Genomic DNA, 24,246 nt, shown 5'->3' on the forward strand with positions numbered 1-24,246 from the left:
GAAAATATGAAATACGGAAAAATAAGAATCGAGGATGGTAATTTCATTTTTGCGAAACACATGATGATGAATTATCTTCCGTGCAAAGATATCTTATGGGCATATAAAAGAAAAGAAGGAATAGAAGGCGGGGCACAGAAGCAGTTCAGTACCAGCTCGCTGGTGATCATTACACGCCGTAAAAAAAGATATCAGTTTGATCTGACGGACCGTGAGATTCAGGACTGTATTCAGTTATTGAAAGCGCTGAATCCGAATATTGTGACAGGTTTTCCGAAAGGCGGCAGAATCCCTCTCCAGAGTCTGCCGAATACAAGAGATCTGGGTGCACTGATGACATCAGACGGACGTCATATTCTTCCGCACAGACTTCTCCGAAGCGGAACACTGTATCATATTTCGATCGCAGACCAGGACACCCTGATGAAAGACTATCATCTGACGACTGTGATCGACTTCCGTACAAAATCGGAAGTTCTGGAAAAACCGGATACAGTCATGGGGGGAGTACAATACTGCGATATACCGATTGTGGATGAGGAAACGACCGGCATTACCAGATCCGGAAGACTGGATGAGATTATAAAAAGTTTTAAAGATATTCCGGAAGATTTTGTACTGAACCAGTATGCTTCACTGGTGCACGATTCCTACAGTGTCAGACAGTATGCACGTTTTCTGGATGTATTGCTTCATCAGGAAGAAGGGGCAGTATTGTGGCACTGCAGCATCGGCAAAGACCGTGCAGGTGTGGGAACGGTGCTTCTCCTATGTGCACTGGGGGTTCCGAGAGAGACAATCTATGAAGACTATATGAAAACAAATCTTTATCTGGATGGGGAAATGAATCATATGGTTCGCTATCTGGAGTCAAAGATGATCGTGGACAACCAAACCATGGACAAGATACGTCTGCTTTATCGTGTAAAAGAAGAATACCTTGACTGTGTATTCGAAACCATCGAAAAAGACTATGGTTCAGTTGAACAGTTTATGAAAAAAGCACTGTACATGAATCCGAAAACGATCGAGGCTCTGCGCAAAAAATACCTTGTATAAAAATACAAAAAAGTGTTTTAAAATTGTAATGTATACAAAATTTTGCATTGACAAACGATGTAATATTGCTATAATGATAAACATGCAGACAATTTTACAATGGAATTGTTTAAAAGATTAAAGTATTGAAAACACTGCTGTAAATGCAGTGAACAGTAACTTGAAAGCAGGTGCGTTATGCAGAAAAGAATTTTGTCCCTGTTAGTAGATAACACTGCCGGTGTATTAAGTCGTATTGCCGGTCTTTTCAGCCGCAGAGGTTATAATATTGACAGTCTGACAGTCGGCGTGACTGCGGATGAACGATATTCCAGAATGACAGTCGTATGCAGTGGGGACTCAATGATTCTGGAACAGATTACAAAACAGCTCGCAAAGCTGGTAGATGTAAGAGATATTAAGGTTCTCGAACCGGATAACAGTGTAAGCCGTGAACTGGTACTTGTGAAGGTCGCAGCGCGGCCGGAGCAGAGAGAGGGAATTATTTCCATTGCAAATATTTTCCGTGCCAATGTCATTGATGTCGGTAAGACTTCTTTAGTCATTGAGATGACCGGAAGTAAGAGTAAGCTCGGTGCTTTTATTGACCTTCTCGGTGAATATGAGATACTGGAACTTGCAAGAACAGGTATCACAGGACTTTCACGTGGTGCCAGCGATGTAAAATTTCTGTAGGATGCAGGGCATTTTACATAGTAGTTTATTACGTTTGCTAAGGGGTACAGCCCTTTAACGATAAACATTATTTTACGAATAGCTTAGGAGGAAACAAAGATGGCAAACAGGATTTTTTACCAGGAAGACTGTAATTTAGGATTACTGGATGGTAAGACAATTGCGATTATCGGTTATGGCAGCCAGGGACATGCACATGCGCTGAACTTAAAGGAGTCCGGATGCAATGTCATTGTTGGTCTGTATGAAGGAAGCAAGTCCTGGAAAAAAGCCGAAGAACAGGGCTTTAAAGTATATACAGCAGCAGAGGCTGCAAAACAGGCTGACATCATCATGATCCTGATCAATGATGAAAAACAGGCCAAACTTTACAAAGAAGATATCGAGCCGAACCTTGAAGAAGGCAACATGCTGATGTTTGCTCATGGTTTCAACATTCATTTTGGATGTATCGTTCCACCAAAATATGTCGATGTTACTATGATTGCACCAAAAGCACCTGGACATACAGTAAGAAGCGAATATCAGGCTGGAAAAGGAACTCCTTGTCTGGTAGCTGTAGAGCAGGATTACACAGGAAAAGCACTTGACAAAGCACTTGCTTATGGACTTGCAATTGGTGGAGCAAGAGCTGGTCTTCTTGAAACTACATTCCGTACAGAGACAGAAACAGACCTTTTCGGAGAGCAGGCAGTTCTCTGTGGTGGTGTTGTTGCACTTATGCAGGCTGGTTTCGAAACACTTTGCGAAGCCGGATATGACCCGAGAAATGCATATTTCGAATGTATCCATGAGATGAAACTGATCGTTGACCTGATTTATCAGTCAGGATTCGCAGGAATGAGATATTCCATCTCCAATACTGCTGAGTACGGCGATTATATCACAGGACCGAAGATTGTTACAGCAGAAACAAAGAAAGCTATGAAACAGATTCTGACAGACATCCAGGATGGTACATTTGCAAAAGATTTCCTGCTTGATATGTCTGATGCAGGAAAACAGGTTCACTTCAAAGCAATGAGAAAACTTGCTTCCGAACATCCGTCAGAAAAAGTTGGCGAAGAAATCCGTAAACTGTACAGCTGGAACGGCGAAGACAAGCTCATTAACAACTAAGTAAATTTTGATTAAAACGGCGCATCCTTTTGGATGTGTCGTTTTTTGTCTTATAATCCTGTCAGAACATGACGAACGAATTTTATTGACTTTTATGGGCTCAGGGCATAAGATTAAACCATCTTAAGACAATCTTGATTTTATCAATCAATGCAGATCTGCAAAAAATCCATTTATTTTTGTATTTTATTCCACGATAAGAAAGCAGGTGATTTATGCGAATTGCGGAAAAAGCCGCAAGAATTTTACTGACTGTGATCGGCCTTTTCGGTCTTGCTGTTTTTTTTCTACCGAAGATCGGTATTTCTGTGGATATTGTTATGTCCGGTTCTATGGAACCGACGCTAAAAACAGGAGGAATTGTTTTTACAGATACAAAAAGAACAGAGCCATCTGTCGGAGATATTGTAACGTTTCGAAATGCGCAGGGAAAAGTCAGTCACAGAGTAGTTGCAAAACAGAAACAGAGTTACATAACAAAAGGTGATGCAAATAATATGGAGGATGTATCACTGCTGGAATCGGAACAGATTATAGGAACGGTGATTCTGACAGTTCCACTTGTAGGTTATGCAGCAGAGCTTTTAAAGGAAAAAACGGTGGGAATGCTGTTGCTGCTCATGATCTTTCAGGAACTGGTCTTTCTGGTAATTGAATGGAAAGGAGAGCGCATCGAAAAAAGGCGCAGAAAACAAATATGAAAAAAAATACAGTGAAAATTATGGCACTGGCAGGAATTTTATGCCTGGCATCAGTTGGAGGCGTGTCTGCGTATCTGACGGATTATGAGAAAGTATCCAATGAGTTTACCGTCGGAAAGGTTGATATCGAACTGAAAGAACCGGAATGGAAACCAGAGGAAAATAGGATGATTGAACCGTCAAAAGTAATTTATAAAGATCCGCAGATCACGAATACAGGGACAAATGATGCCTTTGTGTATATGGAGGTTTCAATCCCAATGGCGAATGTAGAGGCGGCGGCAGAAAATGGTGAGCGTCTTGGTAAAAAAGTGCAGGAGTTATTTTCCTTTGAAGCAAAAGACAGCTGGACGCAGCTGAGTGTACAGAACGCAGAAAGTCGACGGACATATACATATGCATACAAGAAAATACTGAAACCACAGGAGACTTCGGAAACTTTATTTGATACTGTAAAATTTCTGAATCTGATTGAGGGGCAGCTGGACGGACAGACACTTGAAATTCCGGTCAGAGCCTATGCAATACAGACCTCTTATACAGGTGGCAGTTCAGATAATCTGCCAGAGCAGATTAAAGCAGCTTATGAAAAATATGTAAATCAGAATAAGAATCAGGATGGAAAAGTAACAGAATAACGGAAAGCGGGAAACAGTATGACAGGAAGGAAAAAGAGAATCACAGTTCTGGCGGCTACAATGGGGATTCTGGTGACTGTGCAGGGAATAGCAGCATATCAGAGTGCTTTTGATGCAGCAGAAAATATCATACGTGCGGGAAGCAATACAACTGAAATCGGGGAAGAATTTCCTTCTCCGACGCCGGTTGCGCCAGATAAAAATACAGATATCACGAAAAAAATATGGGTGACAAATCGTGAACAGGGTGCGGATGGGGTAAGTGTAGACTGTTATGTACGTGTTTCTCTGGCGTATTCAAACAGTGATATCGGCAGGGCTGTCACGATGAAAGGGCAGAATACGACTGACTGGGTATACAGTGATGATGGATTTTATTATTACAAAAATGTATTGAAAGAAGGAGAATCGACCAGACCATTATGTACAGGATTTATGGTGGAAGCGGAAAAAATTGAAAAAACATACTGGAAGGAATTGAAGGATTTCCAAATTCAGGTGTATGAGGAGTCTGTAGAGGCAAAACCATATGAGTCCTATCAGGCAGCATGGGAGGCTTATGAAAAACAGGGCTGAGAAGGCAGGTGGACATGTGAAGAAAAAAAGAAAAATGCTGGTTGGAATTCTTGCTGCGCTGCTTTGTATGGCAACAGGTGCTTATGGTTATTTTTCGGATAGTCTGGAAATCAAAAATCATATTACCATGGGAGATATTCGGATAAATATGACAGAGTTTGCGCGAAAAGGGAACGGAGAAGTGAAATATCGTGATCCGGCATATATATTTCCTGGTGAACGGATTTCAAAGATTCCGCGTATTAAGAACAGGGCTCTTCCATGTTGGATACGGGCGCATATCAGTTACGGAAGCGATAAAGACGATATGGAAATGCTGAGTGACCGTAATATAGAAGGAATTTCATCAGGGTGGATAAAGCGCGGGGATTACTATTATTATACGAAGGTTTTGAAAAAACAGGAATCTGTGGATCTTTTTCAGAGTGTATCTGTTCCGGCTGTGTGGACAGAAGAACATGGCGGACAGAAATTAAGCGTTACGGTACAGGCAGATGCGATACAGGCGGCTAATTTCAAACCGGACTTTACTGCCATGTCACCGTGGGGTAATCAGGAAATTCAGGATTGTGTTCACGAAACAAACGGAACAATGACCTGCAAAAAAGGCGAGCGGAAACTGTCTGTGGAATTTCAGGGAAAAGCCCACAAACTGATTGCAGTCCCGGATGATTTCTTTGCGAATCTGGAAACAGCAATGCCAGGAGATGTTCTGACGGATACAGTAAAGGTGTCAAATACTACAAAGAATGATGCGGAGATTTTTTTCAGAATCAGTACAGAGGGAAGATCAAAAGAAAAAACTGATATGCTGAAAAATATCCGCTTTCAGATTGCTATGGGGAAAAAAGTGCTTTACAGGGGAACACTGGATGCTGCAAAACTTCAAAAGAATCATTCACTTGGAGTGTTCAAAAGTAAGGCATCAGGTGAACTTAAATTTTTGCTGGAGATTCCGAAAGAATGGGATAATGCATGGGCTTTGAAGAAAACAGATGTTTCGTGGATATTTGCTGTGCAGGATGAAACTTCCGGGGTGAATCAGACAGAAGAACAGAAACAAAACGGAGCGCAGAGCCTTTCCGGAGATTCTGCACAGGCATCTGTTAAAGATACCGGAAGCAGACAGAAATCCTCTGTAAAAACAGGCGATTCCATGCCGGTAGAACTTATGCTCTTGCTGTTGCTGGCGGCTGGCATCAGTATACCGGTGATAAAGAAATGGAAAGGAGCGAAAAAGCCATGAAAAGAAAAATTACAGGGGTCTGCCTTGCACTTGCCGTAACTTTGGGTATGTGGTGCGGAGCACAGACATCTATTGAATTTGCATCGGCTTATGCAGAATCGGAAGAAGTGACAGAGTTGGAAGACATTTTGGGAGACGCGGAAAGCGAAAACACCGGAGAAACGCTCGGGGATAATGAAAATGGCGTGGGAGACAACGACACCGGGGAAATTATTGTAGATGAAAGTGAAGAGGATGGAGCGGATATTGATCTGACAGAAAGTGAGGATGTGGAGATTTCTGACACAGAATCTGATTCAGAAGAAGTTTCGGCTATTGAATTTAATACAGATGAAACATTTTCGGATGGAGACGAGGAGTTAGAAGAAGATCATCAGGAAGCGGAAACAGCTGATCCGGAAGCCATGGTAGCGAGAGCGGCAAGCCGTGTTCCGGTGCAGTGGGTAGAGGCAGGATATAAAATGCGGGATGAATATGCATTTACATATGCATTTCGCAAGAATACGACAAAGCTTACATCTATCAGCAGGCATAATGGAACACTGAATGCAAAGATGCATGACTGGTATGGTGATGAACGTGGATTTACGGAAAATTATTGTAAAACATTTTACGGATGTGCAATTGATGATAAGGATTATACAGATCCGATCACAGCCATATACAGCAATGTAGGGGAATATAATGGAAAAATCGTGGATCTGAAAGTGACAGCTGTAAAATGGGGTGCTGTAAATAAAAATCATGTTGGGAAAAATGGCAAAAAAATTATTCCCTGTGTATTATTTTACAAAGATAAACTTGCATTAAATACAATTGCCGTAGGAACCGTAAGATTTCGCTTTGAATTTCTGGATCATGCAACACAAAACAAAATATCTCCTAAAGGACATGTAACAATGAAAGATCTGGATGCCGGACAGGGAATTCGTGTTTATGACGGATGGGGTGTAAATCATATATATTTGCGAAAAGGTTATAATTATCTGAAGAAAACAACCGGAAGTATAGCAAATGGTTCGATTTATAATGAGATAGCAAGCCCAGAAGGGATAGATACAGAAAGTGACGATGTAAAGGCGTGGTGTCAGCTTGATTTTGACGGTTATTTTATGGTGAACTGGAATTCACAGGAAAACTGGAAAACTGCTACATACCCACAAAATGCGTATTTTTCGACAACAGGTAAAACAGTGGGAACATATGAACCAAATCCGGGTCCCGAAAAGAAAGTCGGAGATGACGGGATGGATTATGAACAGATGAGCAGGCATGAATATACACAGACTGATCCACCTTATGAAATAACAGAAGGAAAAAATTATGATTACATAATCAGCCAGAGACTTCTGCCTGGTTCTTATTCAGCTTTCACGCTACAGGATACACTGGATCCATGCCTCCAGTTTCAAAGTGCCAGTGTGACAACTGCATCCGGAAAAGATGTAACAGATCGGTTTAGTATTCAAAATATACAGAATACAGTAACGTTTACAGCTAATACGGCATTTCTGAAGACGGATGAGGCATATAACGATGTGACTTATTATTTCCGGATAAAAGTCACGGCCGGAAATAATGACACGATAGAAGTCCATGGACATTACAGAAAAAATGAAAATATTTATACTATTGAAAACAAGGCTTCCAGAACTATTATTTCGGATAAAATGCAGGATACACAGCAGACAAATTCCTCATGGGTAAAAGGAGAAATCCCAAAAGAACCGGTAGACGGGCAGATTACTGTCACAAAAAGGATTCGGGAACAGGATATTACATGGGCGCACGGAAATCCTGTGTTTCGCTTCAGTGTCCGCGGAACAGATACCAGTGATATTACACATATATATGAAGATTATGTGGAATTCAGAAAAGGAGAGTATCTGACAGACGGAGAGTATGCAGTGATAAGCTGCACATTTACCAATCTTCCGATGGGAAAGTATACGGTCAGCGAAAAGAAAACTCTGCGTTATGTGTTTGAGAGTATCACGGCACAGACTTCGAATGTAAGTCTGAATGACAGAAACGGGATTGTTGTGCTGGATCGAAATAATAAAGTGGCAGCTGTAACCTTTACAAATAAAAAGACAAGATATGACAGATATAGCCACACCGATGCTGCGCGGAATCAGATTCATATTCAGAACTGATATAATAGATGAAATCAGAGAGAAAACGGTTGCAAAACAGAAAACAGATTGCTATAATAATTCTCACCGGGGTATGGCGTAGCTTGGTAGCGCGCACGGCTGGGGGCCGTGAGGTCGCAGGTTCAAATCCTGTTGCCCCGATTGAGGATATGGATGACAGAAACACCGAAATACAGTGATGTATATCGGTGTTTTTTATGCGAAAAATCAGTTCTGAAAGATTGAATTTATATAGAGTATATATTAAAATGTAACGTATAGAAGGAGTGAGAAAAGATATGGGTAAAAAGAAACTGAATATTACAATGTGTGCAATGGTATTTGCTATTATGTTAGTGATTGTATCCGGACGAACAGCTGTGTATGCTGATAGTACAGAAGGACGGCCGGAAGTGGCCGAAACCACGGTAGCAACTGTTACCAGAACAGTCAAAAAAGGACTGGTCAGGGAGAAAGACGGCTACCACTATTACATAAAAGGCAAAACCATAAAGAACAAATGGAAAAAAATCAAAGGCAGGTATTACTGGTTTAAGTCAGATGGTGTTGCAGCACGAAACGGTGCCTGCAAAGTGAAAGGAACATATTATGTGTTTGATTCGCTGGCACGCAAGCTTACTCCAGGGAAGACGAAAGCTGTCAGAATACAGAACAGAACATATCTCGTTGACAAAAAAGGCAAGGCAGTAAAAGGATGGAAGAAGCTTGGAAATAAGGTATATTATGCATCCAAAACAGGAAAATGTGCGGTGAATCAGACTGTAGATGGCATTCGGCTAAATAAAAACGGTTATGCCACATCCACGAAAGCTCTTTGCAAGGCAGCTGCCAGGAGATTTATTTCACTGCATACCACGTCAAAAATGAGCAAACGGCAGAAATTACGCGCTTGTTTTAATCAGATTATATGGTATAATCGGTTTGTCGGAAATATGGATCCGACACCGGCTGAATTTAAGAAAAAAACCTGGGTGTATAAATATGCACTTCAGATGTTCCAGAATGGACTGACTGGCAATTGTTATGGTATTTCCAGTTCAGTAGCGGCAGTAGCGAAGGAGCTTGGCTATCAGCCGTATGTCATTACAATTCCGGATGGACATAGTTTTGTTATGATTGATGGACTGTATTATGACAACATGTACGGCACATTATTTGGAGCAAGTTCTCGTCCTGCATATACAGTGCAGTACAAAATAAAATTTTAATATTAAATAAGGAGAGGAAACATGAAAAAATTCAAAAAAGTATTTGCGGTTCTGCTGCTCATGCTTCTTATTGCAGCACCGGTGGTTACAGCAGCCACACAGCCGGTTACGGTAGAGGCAGCAGCCAGGACAAAGACCAAACTGAAAAAAGTAAAAGGCAAGTATTATGCTTACGAAAACGGAAAGAAAGTCTGCAACAAATGGCGTACCATTAAAGTGGGAAAGAAAAAATACAGATTCTACTTTGACAAAAAAGGCAGAGCTTATCAGGCAAACAAAGCTGCGATGGGCAAGACAGGCGTTCTTGTCAAAAAAATCAAGGGTAAATATTATGGATTTGACTATCAGGGACATATGGTCAAAGGCCTTCGTGGTGGAAGTTCTCCTGCATATAGTATGCCTAATCTGTATTTCTTTAATTCAAAAGGTGTATACGACAAGAAAAAAACTGCAATGTACAGAAACGCAGCCAAAATCAACAGCAATGCAACTCAGATCAAGAAACTTCTCGGCAAATACAAAAAGGTATCTGTTATCGGTGAAAGCTGCTTTGGTAATGGAAAGGGAAGCGATGTCGTTTATGTATATGACAATATTGAATTGAGTGTATTCCGCCCGACAGGTAAGGATGCAAGTGCTGAAATCGTGGAAAGTGTATCACAGAGATACTAAAAATAAATAAGCGAAAAGGAGAATGAAAAATGAAAGTAAATAAGAAAATTACTGCAATGCTTCTCAGTGCAGTGATCGCGGCAGCACCTGCAGCAGCTCCGATCATGGATGTGCAGACAGTTGCGGCAGCAACTACAACCACAAAAACACTTAAGAATGCATGGAGCCAAAATCATAAATATTATTATGACAAAAATGGTAAGAAGGTCACCGGTGTAAAGAAAATAGGCAAGTATACTTATGTATTTGCAAAGAACGGCAAACTTGTAACAAATAAAAAATATTACAAATACAATGCGAAAACTTATTATAAGATTGCCAAAAACGGTCGTGCAAAGAAACTGTCCGCTGTAGAGACACTGGCGGCTATCCGCCTGAAGAAATGTGGCGGCAACCTTAAGAAGGCATTTAACTGGTCAGCTTCCGTTCGCTATGCAGGAAACTACAAAGTTGCGAAGAAAAACGTTGCTAATTACGCAAAATATGGCTTCCAGACACTCCGTGGTGATTGCTATGTACAGGCGGCTACTTTCTATCAGATGGCGAAAGTTGCCGGATATGATGCAAAATATGTAAAAGGATCTGTAAATAAAGGAAAAGGTCTGGCACCACATGCATGGGTAGAAATCAAATCCAACGGAAAGACTTATGTATATGATCCGAATTTCCAGAGTGAATTTGGCAAGAAGGGTTACACCGGATACAAGATCACTTATGGACAGAAGGGTACCCTTCAGTATGTTAAAACAAGCAAAGTCAGATAAGAGATCACAGGAGAGATTAGAATCATGAAAAGAAAACTTGTAACAGTATTAATGACAGCGATAATCGGAAGCAACATGTTATTTGCACAGACAGCTATGGCAGCAGATACGACTGCACAGACAGAAGATACTGCAAAAGCAGACGAGACTTCCGAAGCTAATACAGAAGAGTTAAAGACCATCGGCGAGAAACCAGAGAAAGAAACAGAAGGTGTTCTGGATGTCAAACTTAAAAATCTGACCGGTAAAGTAGTCACAGGATTTGCCGTTAAGAATGAAAAAGATGAGAAATATCCGGAAAACTTTCTGAAAGAAGACGACAAGTTTGCAGCAGACGAAGAACGCGAACTGTGGTTTGACACAAACAAAAAAGATGAAACTGCAGATACAGAAAAGACGGACGAGACCAAAGCAAAAGAAAATGAAGTTCAGAAATACAACATTCAGCTTACGTTTGAAGATGGAACAACCGCTGAAATCCATACATTCCCGTTTGGTGATACAGAAGAAGCTGAGCTTCATCTGGAAGGCAGTGTAGCATACCTCGTATTTGACAGCACAAGCCAGAAGAAATCCATCAATACTCTGGATACCGAGAAAGCACTGGCACCGACACCAACAGCAGCGCCGGCAGCACAGGCAACTGCAGAAAGTTATGATTACAACGAAAGCTACGATTATGACGACAGCTACGATTATGATAACAGCTATGATTATGATAACAGCTATGATTATGATGATAGCTCTGATGATAGCTCTGATGATGGTGCCGATGACGGATGTCTGGACAATGCAATTTTGAACTAAATTGTAACTATTCAGAAGGCAGTATCCCGCGAGGCGTTTTGGCATGTTTTTTGCCAAAATCCCGAGACATATAAGGCAAAATGCCATCACCGAAGGTGATTTGGAATGCATTTTGACTCGTAACTGTGAGGGTACTGAACAGTTACACTAAATTAATACAAAGAGGCAGGGCGCTGCATTAAGGAATTAGTGCAGCGCCCTGTTGTGGTCTATGCAGGAGAAATTATTATGTCGTTAGTATCAAATCTGTTTCTGTTGTTTGTATTGGCATCTGTACTGGTTTATTACATAGTGCCTCATAAATGGCAGTGGCTGGCACTTCTGGTATTCAGCTATATTTATTACATAGCAGGCGGTCTGAGATTCGTCGTGTTCATCCTGTTTTCTACGATCGTTACGTGGCTTGCAGCTCTTATGATTGAGAAAGTGGAAACGAAGGGAAATCATAAAGCGGCACGGAAAATATTGATTTTCGGTCTGATCTTGAACTTTGGTATGCTTGGGGGAGTTAAGTATACCAATTTTGCAATCGAAAATCTGAACGCACTGTTTCATATGAATTTAAGAGGTATGGCGATCCTTCTTCCTCTTGGAATTTCCTTCTATACTTTCCAGTCATCCGGCTATCTTCTGGATGTCTACTGGAAACGCTGCGAAGCAGAGAAACATCCTTTGAAATATGCATTGTTTGTATCTTTCTTTCCGCAGATCCTTCAGGGACCGATCGGAAGATACAGCCGTCTTGCAAATCAGCTTTACGCGCCACATAAATTCGAGGGTAAAAATATTGCCAGAGGGTTTGAACGTATTTTATGGGGCTTTTTCAAAAAGATGATCCTTGCAGACTGGGCAGCGGTATTTGTAGATGAGATTTTTGCAAATCCAGATCAGTACAGTGGACTTGCGCTGATCGGGATTCTTTTGTATACACTTCAGCTGTACGCAGACTTTTCCGGAGGAATGGATGTTGTCATTGGTATTGCATCTATGTTTGGAATTGAACTGGATGAAAACTTCAAGCGCCCGTTCTTTGCAGTCTCCGTTACAGATTTCTGGCATCGCTGGCATATCACACTTGGTACATGGATGAAGGATTATGTTTTTTATCCGGTTACATTGTCACGATGGATGGGAAGTTTTAGCAAATGGGCCAAAAAAGTCTTCGGCAGAAAGACAGGACGTACCCTTCCAATCTGCATTGCAAATATTGTTGTTTTCTTCGTAGTCGGTGTATGGCATGGTGCAGCGTGGAAATTTATTATTTATGGTCTGTATAACGGACTGATCATTGCATTCAGTGGTCTTATGGCGGGCAATTACCGCAGCTGGAAAAAGAAACTTCATATCAGCGGAAAAGAAACATGGTATTATGTGTTCACGGTGGTCAGAACATTTATTATTACCGTGATCAGTATGTATTTTGACCGTCCGGACAATATGGGAGTTGCACTGCATATGATGAAGCTGTCAGTGACCAGATTCAATCCGTCACAGATCCTGCTGATCCCGGCAGGCAAGCAGGGAACCGCATTCACACCATATGCACTTCTTATCCTTGCGGTAGGATGTGTGATCTTGTTTGTAGTCAGTGTACTTCAGGAGAGAGGTATGAAGATCAGGGAATCTCTGGCAAAACTTCCTCTTCCTGTTACAGCTGCAGTATATTTTTGTCTGCTGATTTCCATCGGATTCTTTGGTTCTACAGCAGTAGCGAGAGGTTTTATTTATGCACAGTTCTAAAAAAATATTAAAAACAGTTCTTATACTTGTAATATGTGGCATTCTCCTGAAAGGGCTGGATACTGCACTATATCCATGTACATTTATGAGAAATGATGTTCACGCTGTCGTCACGGAACAGTTTGATGATATTATTCTGGGCACCTCTCATGGAAAAATGGATATTGATCCTGAAGTGATGGAAGAAATTACCGGAAGAACAGGACACAATTTATGCGTTGGCGGAGAATACGGAATTGATGCGTATTATCTTGCCCGACTGGTTGCTGAGAAACAGAATCCGAAAAGAATTATTTATGAAGTGGATCCGGGATATTTTGTTTCTGAGAAAGAAGAAGGCAACAATTACCTGCTGTTTTATCATGAATTTCCTTTTTCAAAGGCAAAACTGGAATATTTCTGGAACTCAATCGCAAAATGCAATTTCCGTACGATCCTGTTTCCATGGTATGAATATTCCCTGAGCTATGAAGTGCCGAAAGTGAAGGAAACATTCCTTCAGAAAATAAAAAAGGATTACAGCATTACAGATCTTAAGAGCGATTCACAGGAATATCATGAGAGCGGTTTTATTGAGAGATATCCAGTGGACACTTCTAAACTGAAAAAGACAGATATTAAATTATATGAAGATGGCAAAGTCGCTCCGTCCAATATGAAATATCTGAAGAAGCTGATAGATTTCTGCAAAGAGAATGATATTGAATTTGTGGCAGTAACAACACCGGTTCCAATTGCGGCACTGAAAGACCACAGCGACAATTACAATGCCGCATGGAAATATTTCGGTAAATTCTTTGAGGAACAGGGTGTGGATTATATCAATTTTAATACACAATATTTTAAAGCATTCACACATAATGCAAAGGCATATACCGATTATGACGGTCATATGAACGGAGATGCTGCAAGAGCATACTCAAAAGTCCTTGCACAGGTACTGAACCAAACAGAGTCGGCAGACTGACTGAAAGAAAGAGGGGAGAAAAATGAAGAAAAACATTCTGGAATATCTGGAGAAGTCGGCACAAAAATATCCAGATAAAACCGCATTTGCAGATGAAAACACCTCCTGTACTTTTAAGGAACTGGAATGCACCGGCAGAAAGATAGGAACAGCATTGAGCAGATATATTGTTCCGGGAAATCCGATTCCGATTTTTATGGAAAAGAGTGTTGAGACAATAGGAGCGTTTATGGGAGTTGTCTATGCAGGCTGTTTTTATGTTTTGATTGATACGAAACAGCCGGCCAGCCGTCTGAATCAGATTCTGGATATCCTGAAAAGTGAAGTCATCATCACATCAGAAAAATATTTAAAGGATCTGGAAAAACTGGGATTTGAGGGGAAGGTTCTTATGCTTTCGGAGCTTAATGCTGTACAGGAAGATCCGATAATATTGGAGACCGTCAGAAATCAGGCAGTAGATGTAGATCCGCTGTATGGTATTTTTACTTCGGGTTCTACCGGAACTCCCAAAGGTGTTGTTGTGGGACATCGTTCAGTTCTGGATTTTATTGACTGTTTTACAGAACTGTTTAATATTACAGAAAAGGATGTTATCGGAAATCAGGCACCGTGGGATTTTGACGTATCTGTAAAGGATATTTATTCCGCACTGAAGACCGGCGCGACGGTACAGATTATACCGAAGCAGTTATTTTCTTTCCCGACGAAACTGATCGATTTTCTGATTGAGAGAGAAGTTACTACATTAGTATGGGCAGTTTCAGCATTGTGTATTATTTCAACTCTGAATGGATTTGAATATAAGGTGCCGGAAAAGATAAATAAAATCCTTTTTTCAGGTGAGAGCATGCCGGTGAAGCATCTGAATATCTGGAGAAAATATCTGCCGGATACGATGTATGTAAATATTTACGGTCCGACAGAAATCACCTGTAACTGTACATATTACGTTGTAAACAGAGAATTTCAGCCGGGCGATGTCCTTCCAATGGGAAAAGCTTTTCCGAATGAAAAAGTATTCCTTTTGGATGAAGAGAATCACCTTGTGGAAGAAAAAAATCAGAATGGCGAAGTATGTGTAACCGGAAGTGCACTTGCACTTGGGTATTACAGAAATCCGGAGCAGACAGCAAAGGCTTTTGTACAGAACCCGCTTAATGACAGATATCTGGAACCGATGTATCGTACCGGCGATCTGGCATATTATAATAATCTGGGCGAATTATGCTTTGCAACAAGAAAAGATTTTCAGATTAAACACATGGGACATCGGATTGAATTGGGAGAAATAGAGGCATCAATGGATAAAATCCCTGAGATAATAAGAAGCTGCTGTCTGTTCGATCAGGGTAAAAGTAAAATTGTAGCTTTTTATGAAGGAAATGTTGAGCGAAAAGAAATCGTCAGAGCATTAAAGCAGTATTTGCCCGCGTTTATGGTTCCGAATGTATTTCGTCAGGTGGAACAGATGCCGCTTACTAAAAACGGAAAAATCGACCGCAAAACACTTATGACAGAATATCAGGAGGACAACAGATAATGTCAGAATACAGATTTATGAACCAACTGACAGAAAAAGAGCAAATACCGACACCGGCATATGTTTTTGATCTGGATGAAATGAAAGAATTCGCTGAAAAAGTCAAAAGATGTCTGACCGGGAAAGCAGAAATCTGCTATGCGATGAAGGCAAATCCATTTCTGATAAAACCAATGCTGGAGATTGTTTCTTCTCTGGAAGTATGCTCACCGGGCGAATTTCGAATTTGTGAAAGAGCCGGGATTCCAATGGAGAAAATTGTACTTTCAGGTGTATACAAAAATCCGGATGATATAGCTTATATGCTGGACAGATATGGAAACAGCGGAACTTATACGGTAGAGTCTTTGCAGCATCTGAAAGTGCTGAATGATACTGCAGTCCGTCACGGAATAATCCTTTCGGTGTTGATACGTGTTACAAGCGGAAATCAGTTTGGTATTGATGAAGCGGAAATACGTAAAATAATTTCAGAAAGAGAAAAATATGCTGGTATAGAGATAGAGGGAATACAGTTTTATTCCGGAACACAGAAAAGAAATCTGTCTCAGATGCAGGAGGAACTGGAGCATCTGGATGCTTTTATCAGAGATTTAGAGGACATTAATGGGATGGAAATCAGGACACTTGAATATGGTCCGGGATTCTTTGTGCCATATTTTGTGAAAGATAAAAGTGAACGGACAGAAGATTTGCTGGAGGAATTTAAGAAAATTCTTGAAGCATTGCAGTTTCATGGCAAAATTGTACTTGAGATGGGCAGATTTCTGGCTGCCTCCTGTGGATATTACATCACATCAATTGTAGATATGAAAGTCAACAAAGAACAGCCATATGCAATACTGGATGGAGGAATCAATCATTTAAACTATTACGGACAGGCAATGGCAATGAAACGCCCATACTGCAGTCAGTTGAATTCTAAAGGCAGTGAAAAGACTGAAGGTAAAGAAGAAAACTGGAATTTGTGCGGTGCACTTTGTACAGTCAGTGATGTAATCGTAAAACAATTTCCTCTGCGCAATCCGGAAATTTGTGATATACTGGTTTTTGAAAGAGTAGGTGCATATTCTGTAACAGAAGGAATTTATCTGTTTCTGAGCCGTCCGCTTCCGAAAATCTATTTCTGGACACAGGCAGATGGACTTTGCCTGGTGCGGGATGGCATACATACCGATATTTTAAATTCAGAAAATTAAAGGGAGAACTAAAATGGAAAAATTAATTGAAATTCTGGAAGACATTCAGCCGGATGCAGATTATGAAAGCTGTACAACTTTAATCGATGATGGTATTTTGGATTCTTTTGCAATTCTGTCTATCGTAAGCGAATTACAGGATGAATTTGATATCACGATCACTCCGGCAGATATCATTCCGGACAACTTCAATTCAGCAAAAGCGCTCTGGGATATGGTGTGCAGATTAAAAGGCTGATATCAGAAAAGTGTAGAGACGCTCTGCTTATGGCAGGGCGTTTTTGCACAGGCAGGAATATATGGCAGGAAATTCCTACTTGACAATCATACGTTGACATGTTAGTCTTTACTCATCGACAAAATATGCGAAATGCTTTGATGAGGAATAGTACGTGAGGACTGGAGCACAGAGAACTGTCGGGTGGTGTGAGACAGTAGAAGGAATTCATGGAACTCGCCTTTGAGCATCTGTCCGAATCCCATAATGGATAGTAGGCGCAGACGGTATCCACCGTTATATGGAGAGGATATAAGTACTTTTTAGTCCCGTATCCCATGAGTGTATGAACCGTTCATAAATAAGAGTGGTACCGCGAAAACAGTTGTCTTTCGTCTCTTACAGTAGTCTGTAGAGATGAGAGATTTTTTTTTGCTCTGTATAGCAAAACATTCAGCGAAAATGGAGGAATGATCATGAAAAACGTAACAAAATACAAAAGACAGTATTTTATGCCACCGGTAAAATGCATGAAATGGGCAGAAAAAGAATACGTAGATAAGGCCCCGATCTGGTGCAGTGTAGACCTGCGTGACGGAAACCAGGCGCTGGTAATCCCGATGAGCCTTGAGCAGAAAGTGGAATTTTTCAAACTGCTTGTTGAGATCGGTTTTAAGGAGATTGAAGTTGGGTTCCCGGCAGCATCTGAAACAGAATACACCTTTATCCGTACATTGATCGAGCAGAACCTGATTCCGGACGATGTAACGATCCAGGTACTGACACAGGCCAGAGAGCACATCATCCGTAGGACTTTTGAAGCAGTCAAAGGTGCTCCGAAGGCAATCGTACATGTATATAACTCTACTTCTGTTGCACAGAGAGAACAGGTATTTAAGAAATCAAAAGAAGAAATCTTAAAGATTGCCGTAGATGGTGCAACACTTCTGAAAGAACTGGCTGACCAGACAGAAGGAAACTTCCAGTTTGAATACAGCCCGGAGAGCTTTACCGGAACAGAGCCGGAATATGCACTGGAAGTGTGCAATGCAGTTCTGGATGTATGGAAACCAACTGCAGATAACAAAGCAATCATCAACCTGCCGGTTACTGTACAGCATTCCATGCCGCATGTATATGCGAGCCAGATCGAGTACATGTGTGACAATTTAAAATATCGTGAAAATGTAATTGTATCTCTTCACCCGCATAATGACCGTGGATGCGGTGTTGCAGACTCTGAGATGGGACTGCTTGCAGGTGCAGACAGAATCGAAGGAACTCTGTTTGGTAACGGAGAACGTACCGGTAATGTGGATATTGTAACACTGGCCATGAACATGTTCTCACAGGGCGTAGATCCGGAACTGGATTTCTCAAATATGCCTCATGTATGTGAAGTTTACGAAGAATGTACCGGCATGAAAGTAGATGAGAGAAGCCCGTACAGTGGTGCACTTGTATTTGCAGCATTCTCCGGTTCTCATCAGGATGCCATCGCAAAGGGCATGCACTGGAGAGAAGAAAAAGATCCGAGCCGCTGGACGGTTCCGTATCTGCCGATCGACCCGACCGATGTCGGAAGAAACTACGATGCTGATGTTATCCGTATCAACAGCCAGTCTGGTAAGGGAGGAGTCGGATATATTCTTGAAACAAAATACGGTCTGAACCTGCCTACGAAAATGCGCGAAGCTATGGGATATGCAGCAAAAGCTGTTTCTGATCACAGCCATAAAGAACTTCATCCGGATGAGATCTTTAACCTGTTCAAATCTACATTTGAAAATGTTGTGGAACCATACAGTATCAATGAAGTTCATTTTCAGCAGAAAGATGGCGGTATTACAACTCAGGTAACTTCTACCTTTAACGGTAAGACCATCACAACAGAAGCGGCCGGAAACGGACGTCTGGATGCAGTCAGCAATGCGCTGAAGAAAGCATATGAGATGAAGTTTACGCTGGTAACTTATCAGGAACATGCACTTGAAAAGAGTTCCAGTTCCAAAGCAATTGCATATGTCGGTATCCAGAAACCGGACGGAACCCTTGCATGGGGTGCAGGAGTAGATTCGGATATCATCAGAGCTTCCATTGATGCCCTTGTGACTGCTATCAATAATCGCTGATTTTATTGAATATAAGCCTTTTTTACTTCGATAGTAAAAAGAAACTGTCGAGGTAAAAAAGGCTTTTTTATGCATATTTCACAGAAAACAGACAAAAAAACCAGAGATATGGATATGGAAATTTAAAAAAAATTCTGCTAAACTTAAAATAAGTATGCCTACATACATTATGAAATTGGATAACAGAAAGGAATCGATACACAGATGCTAAAGATTAAAAGCTATGTGAAAGTAAAAAACGTTGCAGAAGCGTATGAACTGAATCAAAAGAAGACAGCACTTGTGCTTGGCGGAATGGTGTGGCTGAAAATGGGAAACCGTAATATTTCTACGGCCATCGATCTTTCAGGACTGGGGCTGGATACGATTCAGGAGTTTGATGATGAATTTGTGATTGGTTGTATGACACCGCTTCGGGAACTGGAGATAAATGAAAGTCTGAATGAATACACACATGGAGCAATACAGGAAAGTCTGCGCCACATTGTCGGAGTGCAGTTCCGTAACTGTGCGACAGTAGGAGGAAGCATTTGGGGCCGCTATGGATTTTCTGATGTGCTGACCATGTTTCTGGGTATGGATACATGGGTAGAACTTTACGATGCGGGAAAGATTCCACTGACAGAATTTGTAAACCGTAAGAAGGACAATGACATTCTGGTCAATATTATTGTAAAAAAACAGCCTCTTCGTGTCTGTTATATGAGCCAGCGTAATACAAAGACGGATTTCCCGGTGCTGACATGCGTAGCATCTATGATCGGAGAAGAGGCGCGGACAGTGATTGGTGCAAGACCGGGACATGCTGTTGTGGTTGAAGATAAAGATCATATTCTTAAGAATTTTAAAAATATGACGAAAAAGCAGCGAGAGGAAGCTATCAGGAAGTTTGCAGAATATGCGGCCGCAAATGTCAAAACTTCCGGAAATATGCGTGCTTCCGCAGAATATAGAACACTTCTTGTTGAAGTGCTCACAAAAAGAACATGGGAAACAATAGGAGGAATGAAAGATGAATATTAGTTTCTGGCTGAATGGCGCTTACCGTCAGGAAGAGATAGAACCGGGGATGCTTCTCCTTGATTTCCTGAGAGAAAAAGGCTGTTTCAGTGTAAAGAGAGGATGTGAGACGGCAAACTGTGGACTTTGTACCGTATTACTTGATGAGAGACCGGTTCTTTCCTGTTCAATGCTTGCAGCACGGATTGATGGCAAAAAAGTCGTAACACTGGAAGGTATGCAGAGAGAGGCGCAGGAGTTTGGAAGCTTTCTTGCAAACGAGGGGGCGGAGCAGTGTGGATTCTGCAACCCTGGATTTATTATGAATGTATTCGCAATGCTGAATGAACTCAAAGAACCTACAGAAGAACAGATCAAAGAATATCTTGCCGGAAATTTGTGCAGATGTTCCGGATTTGTTTCTCAGACGGCGAGTATTTTGAAATTTCTGAAATACAAAAAAGCACAGGAGGAGGCATAAAATGAAATATGTAAACCAGCCTGTACGGAAAACAGATGCAATGGCACTGGTAATGGGCAAACCGGTATATACCGATGATCTGGCACCGAAAGACTGCCTGATCGTAAAAATCCTGCGAAGTCCGCATGCAAATGCATGGGTAGAGGACATCAAGACCGGAAATGCGGAAAAGGTTGCCGGAATTGCCTGCATTCTTACTTATAAAGATGTGCCGCAGAAACGTTTTACACTTGCAGGACAGACCGCACCGGAGATGAGTCCGGATGACCGCCTGATCATTGACCGCCATGTACGTTTTGTCGGAGATGTGGTTGCAATCGTTGCCGGAGAAACTGAGGATGCGGTAGACAAGGCATTAAAAAGAATTAGAGTACAGTATCGTGTCGAGGCACCGGTTCTTGATATGCATAAAGCAAAAGACAATCCGATTCTGGTTCATCCGGAAGAAGACTGGAAACTAAAAATCCCGCTTGGTGGAAATAATAAGCGTAACCTGTGCGCGGAAGCACTTGAAGAGCACGGCGATGTGGATAAAGTCTTGAGCGAGTGTAAATATACAGTAGAGCAGACTTATCACACAAAAGCAAATCAGCAGACTATGATGGAGACTTTCCGTACGGCATGTTATATGGATCATTTTGGCAGACTGGTTGTACTTTCATCTACACAGATTCCGTTCCATGTACGAAGAATCGTAGGAAGGGCGCTGGACATTCCGGCATCTAAAGTGCGTGTCATCAAGCCGAGGATCGGTGGTGGTTTTGGCGCAAAGCAGACATCCGTCAGTGAAATTTATCCGGCAATCGTTACATGGAAGACCGGACGACCGTCAAAGATGATCTTTTCACGATATGAATCTATGATCTGTTCTTCACCGCGTCACGAGATGGAAATTACAGTGCGTGCCGGTGCAGACGAAAACGGAATCATTAAAGCAATTGACGTTTATACATTGTCCAACACGGGAGCCTACGGAGAGCACAGCTCTACAACAGTTGGATTAAGTGGTCACAAATCCATCGGACTTTATCGTCATACAGAAGCATACCGTTTTGCGTTTGATGTAGTTTATACGAATGTACAGGCAGCAGGAGCTTATCGTGGATATGGTGCGACGCAGGGAATCTTTGCTGTCGAATCTGCAGTGAATGAGCTGGCACACAAGATGGGCATGGATCCGGTAAGAATCAAAGAGCTGAACATGCCGATCGAGGGCGGTCCACTTCCGGGATATCCGGATGTTCCGTATGCACAGAGCTGTACCATGGATAAATGTATGGCCAGAGCCAAAGAGATGATGGACTGGGATTCCAAATATCCGTTCCGTGATATGGGTAATGGTAAGGTGCGTGGCGTTGGTGTAGCGATGGCAATGCAGGGTTCTTCGATTGCCGGTGTTGATGTTGGTGGCGCAGATATCAAGTTAAATGAAGACGGATCTTATACTCTGGCACTCGGATGTACAGATATGGGAACCGGATGTGATACCATCATGGCGCAGATCGCGGCAGACTGTCTTGAGACACCGATGGAAAATATTGTTGTATTCAGTGTGGATACCGATATTTCACCATATGATTCCGGATCTTATGCTTCTTCAACCACATATACCACAGGTGTGGCAGTTATGAAAGCCTGCCAGGAGCTTCGAAAAAAGATCTGTGAACTTGGTGCACAGATGCTCGAAGTAGATCAGGAAAAAGTGGATTTTGACGGATCGTATGTTTTCTGTGACGGAGAAGACGAAGAGAAGCGCGTATCTCTGGAACAGGTTGCCTTGAAAGGCACATTTTTCAATAATATTGAACTTCAGGTTGTAAAACAGCATTCTTCCCCATTGTCTCCACCGCCGTTTATGGTTGGTATGGCAGAAGTAGAAGTTGACACAGAGACAGGAACTGTGGAGGTACTGGACTATGTGGCAGCAGTGGACTGCGGAACTCCGATCAACCCGAATCTTGCCCGCGTGCAGACAGAAGGCGGTATTGCACAGGGAATCGGAATGGCTCTGTTTGAGGATGTACAGTATACTGAAAAAGGTAAGGTACGTAACAATTCTTTTATGCAGTACAAAATTCCGACCAGAGAAGATTTCGGCAACATCCGTGTGGCATTCGAGAGCAGTTATGAAGAGAGTGGTCCGTTTGGAGCGAAATCTATCGGAGAACTTGTTATTGATACTCCATGTCCGGCAATCGCAGAAGCAATCTATAATGCAACAGGCGTCCGGGTGCGTGAACTTCCGATCACACCGGAGAAGGTTGCGATGGGAATCCTCAAAAAGAAATTGGAGAAATAAAATGAGTATTATTCTGAAAGGAATACTTGCATTATTCTGGTTGCTGCTGGTACCGGCGGCAATCGGAATTCTGGTTATGTCAAAAAGAAAAGACATCTGTCCGGAAGCATGCCTGCCGTTTGGATATCTGGTCTTATTTTCAGTGATGGAGATATTCACACTTCCATTGACTTTTTTGAAGGCACCCCTTCATATTCTGACTGCATTGTATGGTGGGGTGGCAGTACTTCTGGCAGCAGCGGGAGTTGTATCGGTTGTTGGAAATAAAGAGAAGAGACAAAATATGATTAGTGTACAAAAAAGAGAAAGTAAGATTACGTTTTACTTTGCGTTGGCACTTCTTCTTATTATATGCCAGATTGTAATGTGTACGCTTCTGGCACATATGGATGCAGATGACAGTTTCTTTGTGGCAAGTGCAACAACAGATGTTTATACGGACACTATTTTTGAAGTGAACCCTGATACAGGCAGATATTATATGGTATTACCGGAGAGATATATTCTTTCTCCGTTTCCGGTATTTCTTGCAGTAGTCAGTCAGTTGAGTGCCGGACTGCACCCTGCGATTATGGCGCATATGGTATTTCCGGCAGTATTTTTGATTGTGGTTTATATGGTTCAAAGTCTTTTGAGCAGATGCTGGTTTCCGAATGACCGAAAAGCCCGGGATATTTATTTGCTGCTCGTGGCGGTGATCAGTAGTTTTTCGGCGTATTCTGTTTATAATGCAGGTAATTTTCAGATGGTTCGCCTGTGGCAGGGAAAGGCGATTTTGGCAGCAATCCTGATTCCGATGCTGGTGTATCTGTGCCTGACGATAGTTATGAAAGAAAAAGCGGATTATTCATGGGGATTGATGCTGATGGCAAATTTGAGCTGTTGTCTGGTATCTTCTATGGGAATCATACTGGCACCATTGTTGATCGGAAGCTTTGCAGTCGTGAAGCTGATTTATAAAAAAGATTTTATGTGTATTTGGAAGTGCGCATTGTGCTGCATTCCGACATTGGTTTTGGGACTGATTTTTTTATATGTTCTGTAAACA

At 41.7% G+C, this 24,246-nt stretch carries 22 protein-coding genes, 1 tRNA gene and 1 other annotated feature; all 23 genes read left to right on the top strand.

What is annotated here, in order from left to right:
* The first annotated feature begins 6 nt into the window (after positions 1–6).
* Positions 7–1,059 carry a tyrosine-protein phosphatase gene (locus H8Z79_RS06595; protein ID WP_118039606.1) on the top strand — a complete coding sequence of 351 codons (1,053 nt, stop codon included), beginning with the start codon at positions 7–9 and terminating at the stop codon, positions 1,057–1,059.
* A 177-nt stretch (positions 1,060–1,236) separates the two neighbouring features.
* Positions 1,237–1,734: an acetolactate synthase small subunit gene (ilvN, locus tag H8Z79_RS06600; RefSeq protein ID WP_015543107.1), complete on the top strand. Its 498-nt coding sequence runs from the start codon at positions 1,237–1,239 to the stop codon at positions 1,732–1,734.
* Between the two features lie 99 nt (positions 1,735–1,833).
* A complete protein-coding gene (gene ilvC, locus H8Z79_RS06605) occupies positions 1,834–2,853 on the top strand; it encodes a ketol-acid reductoisomerase (RefSeq protein WP_015543106.1) in 1,020 nt (339 codons plus the stop codon).
* Between the two features lie 215 nt (positions 2,854–3,068).
* Positions 3,069–3,554 (top strand): signal peptidase I, encoded by a 486-nt coding sequence (locus H8Z79_RS06610; protein ID WP_015543105.1) that lies wholly within the window; start codon positions 3,069–3,071, stop codon positions 3,552–3,554.
* Positions 3,551–4,192, top strand: a complete 642-nt coding sequence (locus H8Z79_RS06615; RefSeq protein ID WP_015543104.1) for a SipW-dependent-type signal peptide-containing protein — start codon at positions 3,551–3,553, stop codon at positions 4,190–4,192. Before H8Z79_RS06610 ends, H8Z79_RS06615 begins: the two co-directional genes overlap by 4 nt.
* Positions 4,193–4,210: 18 nt before the next feature.
* Entirely contained in the window at positions 4,211–4,768 is a 558-nt protein-coding gene (locus H8Z79_RS06620; protein WP_118039605.1) for a hypothetical protein, read from the top strand.
* The gene (locus H8Z79_RS06625; RefSeq protein WP_118039604.1) at positions 4,752–6,014 is read left to right on the top strand and encodes a hypothetical protein; all 1,263 of its coding nucleotides are present in this window, start codon (positions 4,752–4,754) and stop codon (positions 6,012–6,014) included. Before H8Z79_RS06620 ends, H8Z79_RS06625 begins: the two co-directional genes overlap by 17 nt.
* On the top strand, positions 6,011–8,170 hold the full coding sequence (locus tag H8Z79_RS06630) for an isopeptide-forming domain-containing fimbrial protein (RefSeq protein ID WP_118039603.1): 2,160 nt from the start codon (positions 6,011–6,013) through the stop codon (positions 8,168–8,170). Before H8Z79_RS06625 ends, H8Z79_RS06630 begins: the two co-directional genes overlap by 4 nt.
* 67 nt (positions 8,171–8,237) lie before the next feature.
* A tRNA-Pro gene (locus H8Z79_RS06635) sits at positions 8,238–8,311 on the top strand.
* A gap of 137 nt (positions 8,312–8,448) precedes the next feature.
* Positions 8,449–9,378, top strand: coding sequence for a hypothetical protein (locus tag H8Z79_RS06640; RefSeq protein WP_118039602.1), 930 nt, complete (start codon positions 8,449–8,451; stop codon positions 9,376–9,378).
* Between the two features lie 21 nt (positions 9,379–9,399).
* Positions 9,400–10,050 (top strand): hypothetical protein, encoded by a 651-nt coding sequence (locus H8Z79_RS06645; RefSeq protein ID WP_015543099.1) that lies wholly within the window; start codon positions 9,400–9,402, stop codon positions 10,048–10,050.
* A 29-nt stretch (positions 10,051–10,079) separates the two neighbouring features.
* Positions 10,080–10,814, top strand: coding sequence for a transglutaminase domain-containing protein (locus tag H8Z79_RS06650; RefSeq protein ID WP_015543098.1), 735 nt, complete (start codon positions 10,080–10,082; stop codon positions 10,812–10,814).
* Between the two features lie 24 nt (positions 10,815–10,838).
* Positions 10,839–11,621 carry a hypothetical protein gene (locus H8Z79_RS06655; protein WP_118039601.1) on the top strand — a complete coding sequence of 261 codons (783 nt, stop codon included), beginning with the start codon at positions 10,839–10,841 and terminating at the stop codon, positions 11,619–11,621.
* 228 nt (positions 11,622–11,849) lie between these two features.
* A complete protein-coding gene (locus H8Z79_RS06660; protein ID WP_015543096.1) occupies positions 11,850–13,361 on the top strand; it encodes an MBOAT family O-acyltransferase in 1,512 nt (503 codons plus the stop codon).
* Positions 13,348–14,328 (top strand): hypothetical protein, encoded by a 981-nt coding sequence (locus H8Z79_RS06665; RefSeq protein WP_015543095.1) that lies wholly within the window; start codon positions 13,348–13,350, stop codon positions 14,326–14,328. Before H8Z79_RS06660 ends, H8Z79_RS06665 begins: the two co-directional genes overlap by 14 nt.
* A gap of 22 nt (positions 14,329–14,350) precedes the next feature.
* Positions 14,351–15,871, top strand: a complete 1,521-nt coding sequence (locus tag H8Z79_RS06670) for an amino acid adenylation domain-containing protein (protein WP_015543094.1) — start codon at positions 14,351–14,353, stop codon at positions 15,869–15,871.
* The gene (locus H8Z79_RS06675; RefSeq protein ID WP_118039600.1) at positions 15,871–17,070 is read left to right on the top strand and encodes a diaminopimelate decarboxylase family protein; all 1,200 of its coding nucleotides are present in this window, start codon (positions 15,871–15,873) and stop codon (positions 17,068–17,070) included. Before H8Z79_RS06670 ends, H8Z79_RS06675 begins: the two co-directional genes overlap by 1 nt.
* Before the next feature lie 13 nt (positions 17,071–17,083).
* On the top strand, positions 17,084–17,308 hold the full coding sequence (locus tag H8Z79_RS06680; RefSeq protein WP_015543092.1) for an acyl carrier protein: 225 nt from the start codon (positions 17,084–17,086) through the stop codon (positions 17,306–17,308).
* Positions 17,309–17,436: 128 nt separating this feature from the next.
* Positions 17,437–17,690, top strand: a binding site (T-box leader).
* Positions 17,691–17,763: 73 nt separating this feature from the next.
* Positions 17,764–19,419 carry a 2-isopropylmalate synthase gene (locus tag H8Z79_RS06685; RefSeq protein WP_118039599.1) on the top strand — a complete coding sequence of 552 codons (1,656 nt, stop codon included), beginning with the start codon at positions 17,764–17,766 and terminating at the stop codon, positions 19,417–19,419.
* A 204-nt stretch (positions 19,420–19,623) separates the two neighbouring features.
* Complete coding sequence (locus H8Z79_RS06690) at positions 19,624–20,442, top strand: FAD binding domain-containing protein (RefSeq protein ID WP_015543090.1); 819 nt, start codon at positions 19,624–19,626, stop codon at positions 20,440–20,442.
* Positions 20,432–20,899, top strand: a complete 468-nt coding sequence (locus tag H8Z79_RS06695) for a (2Fe-2S)-binding protein (RefSeq protein ID WP_015543089.1) — start codon at positions 20,432–20,434, stop codon at positions 20,897–20,899. The genes H8Z79_RS06690 and H8Z79_RS06695 overlap by 11 nt, the downstream gene beginning before the upstream one ends.
* A gap of 1 nt (position 20,900) precedes the next feature.
* Complete coding sequence (locus H8Z79_RS06700; protein WP_118039598.1) at positions 20,901–23,198, top strand: xanthine dehydrogenase family protein molybdopterin-binding subunit; 2,298 nt, start codon at positions 20,901–20,903, stop codon at positions 23,196–23,198.
* A gap of 1 nt (position 23,199) precedes the next feature.
* Complete coding sequence (locus H8Z79_RS06705) at positions 23,200–24,243, top strand: DUF6077 domain-containing protein (protein ID WP_118039597.1); 1,044 nt, start codon at positions 23,200–23,202, stop codon at positions 24,241–24,243.
* Positions 24,244–24,246: the final 3 nt, after the last annotated feature.

The sequence above is a fragment of the Blautia intestinalis genome (genome assembly GCF_014297355.1).
Classification (GTDB): domain Bacteria; phylum Bacillota; class Clostridia; order Lachnospirales; family Lachnospiraceae; genus Blautia_A; species Blautia_A intestinalis.

What these genes read in the sequence shown, in the direction of transcription:
- H8Z79_RS06630 (WP_118039603.1), top strand. Translation starts at nt 6,011, where the DNA reads ATGAAAAGAAAAATTACAGGGGTCTGCCTTGCACTTGCCGTAACTTTG.
- H8Z79_RS06620 (WP_118039605.1), top strand. Translation starts at nt 4,211, where the DNA reads ATGACAGGAAGGAAAAAGAGAATCACAGTTCTGGCGGCTACAATGGGG.
- H8Z79_RS06680 (WP_015543092.1), top strand. Translation starts at nt 17,084, where the DNA reads ATGGAAAAATTAATTGAAATTCTGGAAGACATTCAGCCGGATGCAGAT.
- H8Z79_RS06675 (WP_118039600.1), top strand. Translation starts at nt 15,871, where the DNA reads ATGTCAGAATACAGATTTATGAACCAACTGACAGAAAAAGAGCAAATA.
- ilvC (WP_015543106.1), top strand. Translation starts at nt 1,834, where the DNA reads ATGGCAAACAGGATTTTTTACCAGGAAGACTGTAATTTAGGATTACTG.
- H8Z79_RS06615 (WP_015543104.1), top strand. Translation starts at nt 3,551, where the DNA reads ATGAAAAAAAATACAGTGAAAATTATGGCACTGGCAGGAATTTTATGC.
- ilvN (WP_015543107.1), top strand. Translation starts at nt 1,237, where the DNA reads ATGCAGAAAAGAATTTTGTCCCTGTTAGTAGATAACACTGCCGGTGTA.
- H8Z79_RS06660 (WP_015543096.1), top strand. Translation starts at nt 11,850, where the DNA reads ATGTCGTTAGTATCAAATCTGTTTCTGTTGTTTGTATTGGCATCTGTA.
- H8Z79_RS06700 (WP_118039598.1), top strand. Translation starts at nt 20,901, where the DNA reads ATGAAATATGTAAACCAGCCTGTACGGAAAACAGATGCAATGGCACTG.
- H8Z79_RS06665 (WP_015543095.1), top strand. Translation starts at nt 13,348, where the DNA reads ATGCACAGTTCTAAAAAAATATTAAAAACAGTTCTTATACTTGTAATA.
- H8Z79_RS06655 (WP_118039601.1), top strand. Translation starts at nt 10,839, where the DNA reads ATGAAAAGAAAACTTGTAACAGTATTAATGACAGCGATAATCGGAAGC.
- H8Z79_RS06610 (WP_015543105.1), top strand. Translation starts at nt 3,069, where the DNA reads ATGCGAATTGCGGAAAAAGCCGCAAGAATTTTACTGACTGTGATCGGC.
- H8Z79_RS06640 (WP_118039602.1), top strand. Translation starts at nt 8,449, where the DNA reads ATGGGTAAAAAGAAACTGAATATTACAATGTGTGCAATGGTATTTGCT.
- H8Z79_RS06645 (WP_015543099.1), top strand. Translation starts at nt 9,400, where the DNA reads ATGAAAAAATTCAAAAAAGTATTTGCGGTTCTGCTGCTCATGCTTCTT.
- H8Z79_RS06685 (WP_118039599.1), top strand. Translation starts at nt 17,764, where the DNA reads ATGAAAAACGTAACAAAATACAAAAGACAGTATTTTATGCCACCGGTA.
- H8Z79_RS06705 (WP_118039597.1), top strand. Translation starts at nt 23,200, where the DNA reads ATGAGTATTATTCTGAAAGGAATACTTGCATTATTCTGGTTGCTGCTG.
- H8Z79_RS06690 (WP_015543090.1), top strand. Translation starts at nt 19,624, where the DNA reads ATGCTAAAGATTAAAAGCTATGTGAAAGTAAAAAACGTTGCAGAAGCG.
- H8Z79_RS06670 (WP_015543094.1), top strand. Translation starts at nt 14,351, where the DNA reads ATGAAGAAAAACATTCTGGAATATCTGGAGAAGTCGGCACAAAAATAT.
- H8Z79_RS06625 (WP_118039604.1), top strand. Translation starts at nt 4,752, where the DNA reads ATGAAAAACAGGGCTGAGAAGGCAGGTGGACATGTGAAGAAAAAAAGA.
- H8Z79_RS06595 (WP_118039606.1), top strand. Translation starts at nt 7, where the DNA reads ATGAAATACGGAAAAATAAGAATCGAGGATGGTAATTTCATTTTTGCG.
- H8Z79_RS06650 (WP_015543098.1), top strand. Translation starts at nt 10,080, where the DNA reads ATGAAAGTAAATAAGAAAATTACTGCAATGCTTCTCAGTGCAGTGATC.
- H8Z79_RS06695 (WP_015543089.1), top strand. Translation starts at nt 20,432, where the DNA reads ATGAATATTAGTTTCTGGCTGAATGGCGCTTACCGTCAGGAAGAGATA.